Here is a 12225-nt window from a genome sequence, read left to right as displayed (position 1 = left end):
GTGAGCGTGGACCGGATCGAACGCGAGACCCTGATCGAAGCACCGTTGGCACGGGTCTGGCAGCTGGTGACCGAGCCGGGGTTCTGGGTGGCCACCCAGCCGTCCGGCACCGCGGTCGAAGGAGAGACGACCCTCTGCAAGAACGAGCAGTACGGCGACTTCCCGGTCAGGGTCGAGACCGTGACGCCGCAGACGTACGTGGCCTACCGCTGGGCCAGTGCCTTCGGCGGGCAGGAGCTGAGCGCGGACAACACGACGCTGGTCGAGTTCACCCTCACGCCCGAGGGCGCGGCGACTCGGCTCAAGGTCGTGGAGAGCGGGTTCTCGCAGCTCGCAGGCTCGGAGGAGCTGCGCGCGAAGGCACTGCAGGACAACACGGGCGGTTGGGGCGAGGTGCTGGAGGCGTTCACGAAGAAGGCCGAAAGCTAAGTTGAGCACGTGCCCAAATCAGCCGACCGCGGTCGCCGCACCCGTGAGCAACTGATCGACGCCGCCGCCCAGCTCGTGGGCGAGGTCGGCTGGGGTGCGGTGACCACACGGCTGGTCGCCGAACGGGCGGGCGTCAACGCGGCGCTCGTGCACTACCACTTCTCGTCGGTGCCGGAGCTGCTGTCGGCGGCCGCGCTGCAGTTCGCCTCGCGAGTGCTGGCCGAGTCGGCGCAGGCGCTGGAGGCGGTGTCGCCGGCCGAGGGTGTCGAGCGGATCTTCGAGGACCTGTCCCGCTTTACGGGCACGGATCCCGAGTCGTTGCTGCTGGCCGAGGCGTTCCTGGCCGCGCACCGGTTGCCCGAGCTGCGGGCGGGGCTCTCGGCGCTGGTCGCGGACTTCCGGGCGCGGGTCGCCGAGTGGTTGCGCGGCGCGGGCGTTCAGGACGCCGACGCGGTGGCGTTGTTGCTGGGCGCGGCCATCGACGGGTTGGTGCTGCACCGCGCGTTGGACGCGTCAGTCGACTTCCGCGTGGTCGCGGGTCCGTTTCAGCGTCTCGTCGCGGGCTGACCAGCGCGGCATCAGTCGCTGATCGCACCCGTGGTGCTAGATTGGGCATATGCCTAAGTCGAGCGCCCAACAACGTGCGCTGATCGTCGGAGCTGGGATCGCCGGGCTCACCTCCGCGTGGTGGCTGGAGCGCGCCGGATGGGACGTCTCGGTGGTGGAGAAGGCGCCGTCGTTCCGCGCGGGCGGCTACATGATCGATTTCTTCGGGCCTGGTCACGAGGTCGCGCGGCGGATGGGCCTGCTGCCGGCACTGGAGGCGCGGCGGGCGCCGATCTCGTCGGTGACGAGCGTGGACTCCTCGGGGCGCCGGCGCGCCGAGATCTCCACCGCCGCCTACGAGGCGGTGGCGGACGGGGTGATCAGCCTGTTGCGCGGCCACCTGGCCTCGGTGGTCCGTGACGACCTGCGCGCTTCGATCCGCTACGGCACAACGGTTTCGTCTGTAGATGACGGGCGGGTGACGTTCGCGGACGGGTCCTCGGTCGAGTTCGACCTGGTCGTGGGGGCTGACGGGGTGCACTCGCGGGTGCGAGAGCTGGTGTTCGGGCCGTCGTCGTCCTTCGTGCGTTATCTGGGGCATCACACAGCGGCGTTCTCATTCCGGGACGTGGAGTTGAGTGCCCGGATCGGTCATCGCTACCAGATGCTGACCGTGCCGCACAGGATGATCGGCTGCTACGCCGTGCGGGACGGGTCGATGGCCGCGTTGATGCTCTACCGGTCCGCTTCTTCCGAGCTGCCCGCTGATCCGGCTTCGGCGCTGCGCGAGCGGTTCGGTGACCTCGGCTGGGTCGCGCCCTCGCTGCTCTCCGTGGTGCCGCAGGACGTCTACTACGACGAAGTGTCCCAAGTGGACATGCCGTCGTGGCATCGCGGCAAGGTCGTGCTCGTGGGCGACGCGTGCGGGGCGGTCTCGCTGTTCGCCGGCCACGGGGCTTCGCTCGCGATGACCGGCGCCTGCGTGCTGGCGGAAGAGCTTGCCGCTGGTGCCGATGGCGCCTTCGAGCGCTATCAGAGCCGGATGAAGCCCGCCGTGGAGCACACCCAGGAGTTCGGACGGCGGTTCATCGGCTGGATGGCGCCCTCGTCCGCGTGGCGGATCTCGTTGCGCGACATGGCTTTCCGGCTCTCCGGCCTGCCCGTCGTGCGGAACCTGATCCGCGGTTCGGTCACGCCGGACGTCGACGGCGTGCTCGTCAGCGCGCCTCGCGGTTGACCAGCACCTCCGCCAAGCGGTCCGGGGTGGAGATGGACGGCACGGGGATCGACCCGATGCGCGTCGCAGACGCGGCGGAGGAGGACACCTTGCGGGTGCGCAGCTAACGAAACGGCATGTCTGCCACCCGTTCGGGGTGGGTAACGACAGACTGTGGGCGTGGAACGGGATCGCAGGTGGGCGGACAAGGGTGAGGCCATCGGGCACGGCGTGAGCTGGCTCGCGCGGTGGAGTCTGCGGGCGGCGCTGGCCGCGCTGGGCTTCTGGATGGTCTTCTGGCTGGTCGGGAAGCTCTGGGTGGTCGTCATGCCCGTGCTGCTCGCACTGCTGATCACGACGGTGCTGTGGCCGCCGGCGCGGTGGATGATGTCGAAGGGCCTCAACTCGGCCCTGGCGGCGACGATCGTGCTGGTCGTCGGGCTCGGCGTGCTGGGCGGAGTCATCGCGGCGATCTCGACGTCGATCGCGTCCGGTGTGCCGGAGATCGCGCAGAGCGCGCAGAAGGCCGTCACGCAGCTGCAGGACTGGGCCGCCGGGCCACCGTTCAACCTGCGCGACACGGATCTCGACCGGCTCATCTCGCAGGGCGTCGAGCAGATCAAGTCCAGCATCGGGTCGATCGCCGGCGGACTGCTGACCGGGGCGGGCGCGGTGACGTCGGGCCTGGTGACCGGGGTCGTGGCGTTGCTGCTGGCCTTCTTCTTCGTCAAGGACGGCATGCGGTTCACGCCGTGGGTGCGCGGGCTGATCGGTGAGCGCGCCGGCGGGCACGTCACGACGGTGCTGGAGCGGGTCTGGGTCACGCTCGGCAGCTTCATCCGCAGCCAGGCAGTCGTGTCGCTGATCGACGCGGTGTTCATCGGGGTGGGCCTGCTCGTCCTGGGCGTGCCGCTGGCGGTGCCGCTGGCCGCGCTGACGTTCCTCGGCGGCTTCGTCCCGATCATCGGCGCGTTCATCGCCGGTGCGCTGGCCGTGCTCGTCGCGCTCGTCAGCAACGGCCTGACCACGGCCATCATCATGCTGATCATCGTCATCGTGGTGCAGCAGGTCGAGGGCAACGTGCTGCAGCCCATCCTGCAGTCGCGCAGCCTGCGCCTGCACGCGGCGGTCGTCCTGCTCGTCGTCACGGCCGGCACGTCGCTCTACGGCATCGCGGGGGCGTTCTTCTCCGTGCCGGTCGCCGCCGCCGTGGCCGTCGTGATGCGCTACCTGGGCGAAGTCATCGAGGCGAGGTCCGTAATGGTTACGTCACAACCTGACGGGGATGAACCAGGGGAGACCGAACGTTCTCCTGAGTGAACACCGAGAAGAGGAGTGACACTGTGACGGAGAAGGCTGTTCTCGCGGGCGGCTGTTTCTGGGGCATGCAGGACCTGTTCCGCCGCCACCCCGGCGTCGTCTCCACGCGCGTCGGTTACACCGGCGACCCCAGCACGCCGAACGCCACGTACCGCAACCACGGCAACCACGCCGAGGCCATCGAGATCGTGTTCGACCCCGAGCAGCTCAGCTACCGGCAGGTCCTGGAGTTCTTCTTCCAGATCCACGACCCGTCGACCCGCAACCGCCAGGGCAACGACATCGGCGCCGGCTACCGCTCGGCGATCTTCTACACCGACGACACCCAGAAGAAGATCGCGGAGGAGACGATCGCCGCGGTCGACGCCTCCGGCAAGTGGCCCGGCAAGGTCGTCACCGAGGTCACCCAGGAGTCGGACTTCTGGCTGGCCGAGCCCGAGCACCAGGACTACCTGGAGCGCTACCCGAACGGCTACACGTGCCACTACGTGCGGCCGGAGTGGCAGCTCGGCGAGCGTTGATCGAGATCGTCGCGCTGCTCACCTGAAGCGCGCCAGCTGATGAGGGCCGTCCGTGCGGACGGCCCTCATTTCGAGGGCCGTCCGTGCGGACGGCCCTCATTTCGTCGTGGCACCGGTTCTCGCTGCCACGGTGCTTCACCCGGCCCGGTCTGATCGGTGGTCGGCACGTTGCCCGTCCACGCGGTTCGCCAGGCCTCGGCCGTGCCGATCGACGCAGACCGCGCGACCCGCCCTCGATCGGCTGATGCGGCGGCGAGTTGTCCACAGATCGCCGGACGGCGGCGCCTCGGGCTCGTGGCCCGATAGGCTGGAGCAGGGCCGTGCCCCCGGTGGTGGGTGGGGGCTGCCTATTTCGCGCGCGAGTGGCGCGATTCCGGATCATGTGGCGCTTTCAAACCGCTTCGGGGCAAGGGCGGAATCCGGTGCGTGCCGCTGGACGGCGGGGTGCTGCGCACCGGGAGATCCACTGCGGCCATAGTGGACGCATGAAGTGGTTGCGGCGCAAGCCGACGATCATCACGGCGGCCAGCCTCATCCTGGTGCTCGTCGCCGCGATCGCCCTGTGGAACGTCAGCAGCGCCCGCACGTTCCAGTTCTTCGGTGACCTGGTCGACCGCGTCGAGACCGGCGAGAAGGTGGTCGCCCTCACCTTCGACGACGGGCCGGATCCCGCCGGCGCCCAGCAGGTCCTGGACGTGCTCGAAGCCGAGGACGTCCCGGCCACGTTCTTCCTCATGGGCCGCGACCTCGAGAAGCATCCCGAGCTCGGCAGGCGGATCGCGGACGCGAAGCACGAGATCGGCAACCACACCTACAACCACCAGCGCATGATCGGCGTTCTGCCGAGCACGGTGGCCAGGGAGGTCGAGGACACCGACGCCCAGATCCGCAGGACCGGCTACAGCGGCGAAATCCACTTCCGCCCGCCCAACGGCAAGAAGCTCTTCGCTCTGCCGCACTACCTGAAGCAACACGGCCGCACGACGGTCATGTGGGACGTCGAACCGGACTCCGAGGGCACGCCCACCGCGCAGGAGATCGCCCAGCAGACCCTGGCGCGGACCAAGCCGGGCTCGATCATCCTGCTGCACCCCATGTACGCGGCGAGAGAGCAGACCCGGCAGGCGCTCAGGCCCGTCATCACCGGGCTCAAAGAGCGCGGTTACCGGTTCCTCACCGTGTCCGCGCTCCTCGCCACTAGATGAGATCGGCCAGTTCCACCCGGCGCAGGAACTCGCCGCGCACCCGGTCCGCCACCGCGTTCACGACCTCCGCACCGTCGGAGGACGGGTCGACGTGCACCCGGAACGGCGGTTTCGCGGCGGCGACCACGTCCACGATCGCGTCGGCCACGGCACCGACGTCCGCCCACGACGGCTCCAGCTCCGCGAGGCGACTGCCCACCTGGTCCATCAGGCCGGGGTAGAGCTCTTCGTACTCCGAGGCGCGTGCGGTGTCGGCGGGCGTGCCGCTGTGTGCGAAGTGGTTGGTGCCGTGCGTGAACGCGCCCGGCACGACGACCGTGGTCTCGATGCCGAACCGCAGCAGTTCGGCGCGGTAGGAGACGGCGACCGCGTCCATCGCCGCCTTGGCCGCGAAGTACGGGGCCAGGTACGGGGGAGTGCCGCCGCGCGTCGAGCTCGATCCGACCCACACGACGTGACCGGACCGCTGGCGTCGCAGGTGCGGCAGGGCGGCGCGGTTCACGCGCTGGGTGCCCAGGACGTTGACGTCGTACAGGTCGGCGTACTGCTCCGGCGTGAAGGCCTCGGCCGGGCCGGTGACCATGTGGCCCGCGTTGTGGACGACCACGTCCAGGCGGCCCTGCTCCGAGATGATCGAGCTGATCGCGGTGTCCGCGGACTCCTGCGACTGCACGTCGAGTTCGACGGCGTGCACGTCGGCCTTGTTCTCGGCCCCGAAGGCCTTCAGGTCCGCGACGGCGGTGGCGTTGCGCCCGAGGGTTTCCCTCATGCCCGCGTACACCGTGTGGCCGGCGAGAGCGAGCCTGCGGACCGTCAGTGCGCCGAAGCCGCTGGACGCTCCCGTGACGACGATGACCTCGCCCATCAGATGATGCCTCCGTTCGCGCGGATGGTCTGGCCGTTGATCCAGCGCGCGGGACCGGCCAGGAACGAGATGACCTCCGCGATGTCGCCGGTCTCGCCGAGACGTTCCAGCGGCGGCTGCTTCGCGAGGGTGTCGATGGTCGCCTGGTCCTTGCCGTCGAGGAACAGGTCGGTGGCCGTGGGGCCGGGGGCGACGGTGTTCACGGTGATGTCGCGGCCGCGCAGCTCACGGGCGAGGATCAGGGTCAGCGCCTCGACGCCGCCCTTGGACATGGCGTAGGCCCCGTACTGGGGGAAGCGCAGGCCCACCACGGACGACGAGATGTTGATGATCGCGCCACCGTCGCGAAGCCTGCGGGCGGCCTGCTGGTTCACGATGAACGTGCCGCGGGCGTTGGTGCGCATGATGCGGTCGAACGTGTCGAGGTCCATGTCCGCCACGGTGCCGAGCGGCATGATGCCCGCCGAGTTCACCACGACGTCGACGCCGCCGAAGGTCTCCCCGGCCAGCTCGAAGGCGGCGGTGACGGCCTCCTCGTCGCCGACGTCGGCCCGCGCGGCGACGGCCTGACCGCCGTTCGACCTGATCTTCTCCACGGTCTCGTCAGCGGCGCTCTTGTTGCCGGCGTACACGATGACAACGGCCGTTCCCTCGGCGGCGAGGCGTTCGGCGGCTGCCCGCCCGATGCCCCTCGATCCGCCGGTGACGATCGCAACGCGAGTCATGTCAGTGCTCCTAGCTGCTGTTTCCGTCGCTACCCAGAAGAACGTAGCACCGATATCAAATCAGCGCTACCACTGATGTGTTATCGTTGATACATGGACACGAGGGAGCGTCTGGTGAGAGCCGCGGCCGACCTGCTCGTCAAGGGCGGCAAGGAAGCGGTCTCCACGCGCGCGGTCGCCGCGGCCGCGGGAGTGCAGGCGCCGACGCTGTACCGGCTGTTCGGCGACAAGGAGGGGCTGCTCGACGCCGTGGCGGGGTTCGGTTTCTCCGGCTACCTCGCGAGCAAGCACGCGATGGGTGTGGGCGACGACCCCGTGGACGACCTGCGCAGCGGGTGGGACCTGCACATCGGCTTCGGCCTGGCGCGGCCCGCGTTCTACCTGCTGATGTACGGCGAGCCGCGCAAGCGTGCGGCGCGGCTGGAGGCGGACGCGATGCTCCGCGAGATCATCAGCCGCATCGCGGCGGCGGGCCGCCTGACGGTCCCGGTCGAGCAGGCGGCGCAGTTCGTGCACGCGGCGGGCATGGGCGTGGTGCTGGCGTTGCTCGCGACGCCGGAGGAGGAGCGCGATCTGGGGCTCATCACGTTCTCACGCGAGAACGTCATCAGGGCGATCACGACGGACGTCGCACCGGACGCGCCGACGGACATCCCGAGCCGGGCGATCGCGCTGAGGGTGGCACTGGCGGAGGACCCGCCCCTGATGCTGTCTCCAGCGGAACGGGCCCTCCTGGCCGAGTGGCTCGATCGGGTCGCGAAGTAGCCGCGCGACCCGAAGGTCAGGCGTACGGGTCGAACGCGATCCCGGCCGGCTTCGAGATGCTCAGGTTGTGGTTGAACGCGCTGTCCTTGATCGCCAGGGACGCGCTGCCGAAGTTCGCGTTCACGAGCTTGTCGCGCACGCCGGCCGGGAAGCGGTCCCAGCTGACGAGGCCGGGGTACTGGTAGACCCCGTAGTGGTTCTCCGCCTGCTCGCCCGCACCCGCGAGGCGGAAGCAGTGCGTGCTGGCACCGTCCTTGTGGTAGATGATCTTCGGGTGGGTGCCTTCCCACTGCACGTTGGCGCGCGGGTGCGTCTTGTACTTGCCGTGCTCCGACGTCGAGACGTACTGGGCCACGTCGTTCTGCACCCAGACGACCACGTGCTCGATGTCGTGGCGGTGACCGCAGCAGTCGATCAGCGGAACGGCCTGGTCCTTCTCGAAGTACAGGTCGTAGAGGTAGGCGCACCAGCCGTTGTTGCACTTGGAACGGCTGTAGGAGTTGGTGTTGTCCAGGTCGGACCTGTCGTGGCAGTTGCCGTTCAGGGCGCCCGAGTTCTTCAGGCCCGGCGCGATGTCGCCGGTCGGCGAGATCGCCGGGGTGGGGTAGCAGCCGTCACCGTCGTAGTCGAACGCCGGCTGCCACTTGCCGTCGGCCGCCTCGTGGTTGGCGGGGATGGCCCGGGGCGGGTCAGCGAGTGCGATGCCGGGGAACAGTGCCGTGATCAGCAGGGCGCCGGCGAGCGCGGACAGGAGTTTCTTCCTCAACTTCAGGCCTCCGGGGAGCAGGGGAGAGCGGAGAGGCTTGCGAGGCAGAAGGTGGTACATGAACTGCCTTCACGTCTAGGTGGTTGGCCGAATCTTTGCCGTACCGGGAATTTCACAGCCCCGGAACGGAATCGATCACGCCTGCGGGCCGTGATCCCGTCACCGCAGGTCGGGCTGTGTGCGGTCGGCCGCGCGACCAAGTCCCGCAACGCGGGCTCCACTTCGGCGTAACCGTGCGTCCTCACCCCGTGGTCGGGTTTGATCGACGAACGTTCACCTGGCACCGCGTGGCTTTCGAGGGGCTCACATGATCAAGGCGGACCTGCTTCTCACGAACGCCGAGTTCGTGACGCTGGACGGCCCGGCATCCGCTCTCGCGGTGCTCGGCGACCGGATCGTGGCGCTGGAGGAGGTGCCGGCGCACGAGGTGGTCGACCTCGGCGGAGCCACCGTCACGCCGGGCTTCCACGACGCCCACAACCACATGGCGTGGTTCGGTCTCACGCTGTCCGAAGTGGACTGCGCGGTGACGAGCCTGGACGCCCTGTACGCGGCGGTCGAGGCCGCGCCGGACGGTGAGTGGGTGGTCGGCTTCGGCTACGACCAGAACAAGTGCGGCGGCCATCCGACGCGGGACGGCCTGGACCGCGTCGCCCGCGGCCGCAAGGTGTGGATCAAGCACGCGTCCGGCCACATGTGCGTCGTCAACACGCCCGTGCTGAAGGAACTGGGGATCTCGGAGAGGCCGGTCGAGGTGACCGGCGGACTCGTGGTCACCGACCACGGCCGGCCGACGGGCCTGCTGCAGGAACAGGCCCAGCAACTGGTGAACCCGCTCGTGCTGCCCTACCCGGTGGACACGCTGGCCGACGCGATCGACCGGGCCGGCCGCGTGTACCTGAGCGAGGGCATCACGAGTTGCGTCGAGGCGGGCATCGGCGGCGGCTGGATCGGCAAGTCCCCGGTGGAACTCGAGGCCTACCAGCGCGCCCGCGAGCAGGGCAGGCTGCACGTCCGCGTCGAGCTCATGATCGCCGCCGACGCCCTGCACCCCGTGACCGAACTGGGCCTGGGGCTCGACCTGGGCATCCGCACCGGCTTCGGCGACGACTGGCTGCGGATCGGCCCGGTCAAGATCTTCTCCGACGGCTCGCTGATCGGCCACACCGCCGCCCTGTGCCACGACTTCGCCGACACCCCGGGCAATCGCGGCTACCTGCAGGACACCCCGGACGCGTTGCGGGAGCGGATCGTCGCCGCCCACCGGGGCGGCTGGCGCGTCGCCACGCACGCGATCGGCGACGCGGCCATCGACCTGGTCCTGGACGCGGTCGAGGAGGCCCAGCGCCTCGATCCGCGCCCGGACGTCCGTCACCGCGTCGAACACTTCGGCGTCGCCCGCCCCGACCAGGTCGAGCGCGCCGTCGCCCTGGGCGTGATCGCCGTGCCCCAGGGCCGTTTCGTGAACGAGATCGGCGACGGCATGCTGCGAGCGCTGGGCCCGGACCGCGCCGCGTGGGCGTACCGCCAACGCTCCTTGCTCGACGCGGGCATGATCGTCCCCGGCAGCTCCGACCGCCCGGTCGTGCGCGGCGCCCCGTTGCTGGGCATGCACGACATGGTCGAGCAGCGCACGTCGTCGGGCACGCCCTTCAGTCCGGGCGAGGCGGTGACGGGCCTGGAAGCGTTGCGCGCCTTCACCTGCGGATCCGCGTACGCCTCCAAACAGGAACATCTCAAGGGCACGCTGACCGCGGGCAAGCTCGCGGACCTCGTCGTGCTCTCGGACAACCCGGCGACAGCCGGTCGGATCAAGGACATCGAGGTGCTGCGCACCATGGTGGGGGGACGGTTCCGATGAAGCTCGTCGCCGCTTCGACGCTCACGCCGGACGAACTCGCTGACGTACGACAGATCTACTTCGACGGCTTCGCACCGCACCTGCGCGCGCCGTTCGACGACCTGCTGGCCGACACCGCATTCGTCTTGATGGACTCCCGACCGTTGGGGTTCGCCGTGGTGCGGATCCTCGGCGGCACCGGCTGGGTGTACCTGCGCTACTTCACCGTGGGGGAGAAGGGTCAGGGCCTCGGCGAACACCTCTGGACGCACCTGCGCGTGGCGATGACCGGTGCCGGCCACACCCGGATCGTCTACGACGTGGAAGACCCGGCCCAGCCCGGTATCGGCCCGGCGGAGGAACGGATCCGGCACCGCCGCATCGCGTTCTACCGCCGCCTCGGCGCCGTGCTGCTGCCCGTCCGCGGCTACCTGCCGCCCGAGGGCAGCGCCGGCCACCCGATGCTGCTGATGGCCGCCGACTACTTCGCCCAGACCCCGGCCGCCGCCGAGGACGTCGGGCGGATCGTGATCGCCGTGTACGAGCACCGGTACGGCATCGCGCCGTCCGATCCGGTGGTGACGAGGACGTTGTGGCTCAGCGGCGTCTCACATGCGGGCTGAGCCGACCTTCCAGTACCCGCTGAACATGATCGCCTTGCGGTCCACCCCGCGGTCCTTGACCAGGTGCCGGCGCACCCCGGTCGCGAGCGCCGACTCGCCGCACGCCCACGCGTACTCCACAGTGGACAGCGTCTTGTCCTGGATCGCCTTCAGCACGGCGGATCCCGGCTCGGCGTCGCCGCGCAGCACCCACTCCGCCTCGAGGTCGACCCGGTAGGACTCGTCCGGCACCTCGGCGAACACCTGCACCGGCCGCGTCTCGGCCTCGAGGATCGCCGCTAGGGCGGGCAGCGCGGTCTCGTCGGCCACGAGCAGCACGGACCCGCCGGCGGGCGGCCGGTAGGCGGAGCCGCCCGCGCGGAACCCGGCCTTGTCGCCCGCGATCGCGCGCCGGGCCCACCGCGTGCCGGGGCCGGCGTCGCCGTGCACGACGAAGTCGACGTCGATCTCGGCCAGCTCCGGCCGGTGCGCGCGGACCGTGTACCAGCGCAGGTCCGGTCGCGTGTCCTCCGGCATCGCGCGCAACGAACTGTGGACGTTGATGCGGTCGTCGGCCGGCATGACGAGCTCGCGGCCGGTCGCCATCAGCAGGCCGAAGTACTCGTCGGGGCCGGTCACCGCGAACGACGCGAACTCCGGCGCGTGGAAGGTGATGCGGCGCATGTGGTCACTGAGCTCGGTCACCGCCGTGACGGTCATGACGAACTGGTCGAAGACCTCGCGGCGGTTCGCCGGGGCCATCATCATCTCGGCGGCCTTGGTGGCGGCCTTGAGGGTGAACCGGTCGAAGGCGGAGTAACGCGACATGCTTCGCAACGTACACGTTTGGTTAGGCTTACCTAAACCCTTGGGCGAAATCGAGATCGAGAGCGCACACTGCGGACATGTTCCCCAGGACCGCGCAACAACAATGGTGGTTCGAAGAGCCCGCGAGCAAGAACCGCAGCCAGGCCACCGGCCTGCGGCTCGCCATCGCCTACCACGAGCGGGACGCCGAGCGCGTCGAGCGGCTGCTGCGGCAGGACCGGGATGAGGTCTGGCTGGTGATGGGCGCGCTGGAGAACGGCCTGCTGGCGCTCAACCAGCTCTACCCGCCCGGCCCGCCGGACGAGGTGTGGGAGCGGGTCACCCCGATCATCGACGCCGCCGCGCCCAAGGGGATGGTGTCACGTACGCGCGCGATGCTCGCGGCGATGTCGCACGCCATGTACAACGCCACGCTCGGTGAGGTCTACGAGCGCAAAGCAGAGGATCCGTACGCGGGTGCGCACCTGTACGCGGCCATCACAGCGGTGCGCGCGGCTGAGCGCGAGGGCGGCTTCCGGCGGATGCAGGACAAGGCCGACGAGCTGGATCGGGCCTAGTCGCGGCAGGCTGATAAAGCCTCACTGCCAGCGAGAACGC

General features: G+C 69.6%; 14 protein-coding genes. 10 read left to right on the top strand and 4 right to left on the bottom strand.

What is annotated here, in order from left to right; genetic code table 11:
* The 6 genes from AB0M48_RS04020 (at window position 1) to AB0M48_RS03995 (ending at window position 5237) form a co-directional block, all read left to right on the top strand.
* Window positions 1-429, top strand: a complete 429-nt coding sequence (locus AB0M48_RS04020; RefSeq protein ID WP_363835805.1) for an SRPBCC domain-containing protein — start codon at window positions 1-3, stop codon at window positions 427-429.
* Window positions 430-438: 9 nt separating this feature from the next.
* Window positions 439-996: a TetR/AcrR family transcriptional regulator gene (locus tag AB0M48_RS04015; RefSeq protein ID WP_363835803.1), complete on the top strand. Its 558-nt coding sequence runs from the start codon at window positions 439-441 to the stop codon at window positions 994-996.
* A gap of 49 nt (window positions 997-1045) precedes the next feature.
* Complete coding sequence (locus AB0M48_RS04010) at window positions 1046-2212, top strand: FAD-dependent oxidoreductase (RefSeq protein WP_363835802.1); 1167 nt, start codon at window positions 1046-1048, stop codon at window positions 2210-2212.
* 159 nt (window positions 2213-2371) lie between these two features.
* Window positions 2372-3511, top strand: a complete 1140-nt coding sequence (locus tag AB0M48_RS04005) for an AI-2E family transporter (protein WP_363835801.1) — start codon at window positions 2372-2374, stop codon at window positions 3509-3511.
* 23 nt (window positions 3512-3534) lie between these two features.
* A complete protein-coding gene (gene msrA, locus AB0M48_RS04000; RefSeq protein WP_266033744.1) occupies window positions 3535-4032 on the top strand; it encodes a peptide-methionine (S)-S-oxide reductase MsrA in 498 nt (165 codons plus the stop codon).
* A 485-nt stretch (window positions 4033-4517) separates the two neighbouring features.
* Complete coding sequence (locus tag AB0M48_RS03995; RefSeq protein WP_363835800.1) at window positions 4518-5237, top strand: polysaccharide deacetylase family protein; 720 nt, start codon at window positions 4518-4520, stop codon at window positions 5235-5237.
* Here AB0M48_RS03995 and AB0M48_RS03990 read toward each other — a convergent pair.
* Both AB0M48_RS03990 and AB0M48_RS03985 read right to left on the bottom strand, forming a co-directional pair.
* Window positions 5230-6102 carry an SDR family oxidoreductase gene (locus AB0M48_RS03990; RefSeq protein ID WP_363835799.1) on the bottom strand — a complete coding sequence of 291 codons (873 nt, stop codon included), beginning with the start codon at window positions 6100-6102 and terminating at the stop codon, window positions 5230-5232. The genes AB0M48_RS03995 and AB0M48_RS03990 overlap by 8 nt on opposite strands.
* Window positions 6102-6827, bottom strand: a complete 726-nt coding sequence (locus AB0M48_RS03985; RefSeq protein ID WP_363835798.1) for an SDR family oxidoreductase — start codon at window positions 6825-6827, stop codon at window positions 6102-6104. The genes AB0M48_RS03990 and AB0M48_RS03985 overlap by 1 nt, the downstream gene beginning before the upstream one ends.
* Window positions 6828-6920: 93 nt before the next feature.
* Between AB0M48_RS03985 and AB0M48_RS03980 the strand changes: the two genes are divergently transcribed.
* Window positions 6921-7592 carry a TetR/AcrR family transcriptional regulator gene (locus AB0M48_RS03980; RefSeq protein WP_363835797.1) on the top strand — a complete coding sequence of 224 codons (672 nt, stop codon included), beginning with the start codon at window positions 6921-6923 and terminating at the stop codon, window positions 7590-7592.
* Between the two features lie 16 nt (window positions 7593-7608).
* On the opposite strand, the gene AB0M48_RS03975 is transcribed toward AB0M48_RS03980, so the two are convergent.
* Window positions 7609-8358, bottom strand: coding sequence for an NPP1 family protein (locus AB0M48_RS03975; RefSeq protein WP_363835796.1), 750 nt, complete (start codon window positions 8356-8358; stop codon window positions 7609-7611).
* A 307-nt stretch (window positions 8359-8665) separates the two neighbouring features.
* On the opposite strand from AB0M48_RS03975, the gene AB0M48_RS03970 reads away from it, so the two are divergent.
* Window positions 8666-10219, top strand: coding sequence for an amidohydrolase (locus AB0M48_RS03970; protein WP_363835795.1), 1554 nt, complete (start codon window positions 8666-8668; stop codon window positions 10217-10219).
* Window positions 10216-10821 (top strand): hypothetical protein, encoded by a 606-nt coding sequence (locus AB0M48_RS03965; protein ID WP_363835794.1) that lies wholly within the window; start codon window positions 10216-10218, stop codon window positions 10819-10821. Before AB0M48_RS03970 ends, AB0M48_RS03965 begins: the two co-directional genes overlap by 4 nt.
* Here the strand turns inward: AB0M48_RS03965 and AB0M48_RS03960 are convergent.
* Complete coding sequence (locus AB0M48_RS03960) at window positions 10807-11628, bottom strand: siderophore-interacting protein (RefSeq protein ID WP_363835793.1); 822 nt, start codon at window positions 11626-11628, stop codon at window positions 10807-10809. The genes AB0M48_RS03965 and AB0M48_RS03960 overlap by 15 nt on opposite strands.
* A 77-nt stretch (window positions 11629-11705) precedes the next feature.
* Here AB0M48_RS03960 and AB0M48_RS03955 point away from each other — a divergent pair, with 77 nt between their 5' ends.
* A complete protein-coding gene (locus AB0M48_RS03955) occupies window positions 11706-12185 on the top strand; it encodes a hypothetical protein (protein ID WP_363835792.1) in 480 nt (159 codons plus the stop codon).
* The last annotated feature ends 40 nt before the right edge of the window (window positions 12186-12225 follow it).

This window comes from Lentzea sp. NPDC051208 (genome assembly GCF_040682435.1).
Taxonomy (GTDB): Bacteria; Actinomycetota; Actinomycetes; order Mycobacteriales; family Pseudonocardiaceae; genus Lentzea; species Lentzea kristufekii.
This window is presented reverse-complemented; position numbering and strand designations above follow the sequence as displayed.

Excerpts from the sequence above, each read along its gene's own strand:
- AB0M48_RS04010 (WP_363835802.1), top strand. The coding sequence starts at position 1,046 with ATGCCTAAGTCGAGCGCCCAACAACGTGCGCTGATCGTCGGAGCTGGG.
- AB0M48_RS03995 (WP_363835800.1), top strand. The coding sequence starts at position 4,518 with ATGAAGTGGTTGCGGCGCAAGCCGACGATCATCACGGCGGCCAGCCTC.
- AB0M48_RS03990 (WP_363835799.1), bottom strand. The coding sequence starts at position 6,102 with ATGGGCGAGGTCATCGTCGTCACGGGAGCGTCCAGCGGCTTCGGCGCA.
- AB0M48_RS03985 (WP_363835798.1), bottom strand. The coding sequence starts at position 6,827 with ATGACTCGCGTTGCGATCGTCACCGGCGGATCGAGGGGCATCGGGCGG.
- AB0M48_RS03980 (WP_363835797.1), top strand. The coding sequence starts at position 6,921 with ATGGACACGAGGGAGCGTCTGGTGAGAGCCGCGGCCGACCTGCTCGTC.
- AB0M48_RS03970 (WP_363835795.1), top strand. The coding sequence starts at position 8,666 with ATGATCAAGGCGGACCTGCTTCTCACGAACGCCGAGTTCGTGACGCTG.
- AB0M48_RS03965 (WP_363835794.1), top strand. The coding sequence starts at position 10,216 with ATGAAGCTCGTCGCCGCTTCGACGCTCACGCCGGACGAACTCGCTGAC.
- AB0M48_RS03960 (WP_363835793.1), bottom strand. The coding sequence starts at position 11,628 with ATGTCGCGTTACTCCGCCTTCGACCGGTTCACCCTCAAGGCCGCCACC.
- AB0M48_RS03955 (WP_363835792.1), top strand. The coding sequence starts at position 11,706 with ATGTTCCCCAGGACCGCGCAACAACAATGGTGGTTCGAAGAGCCCGCG.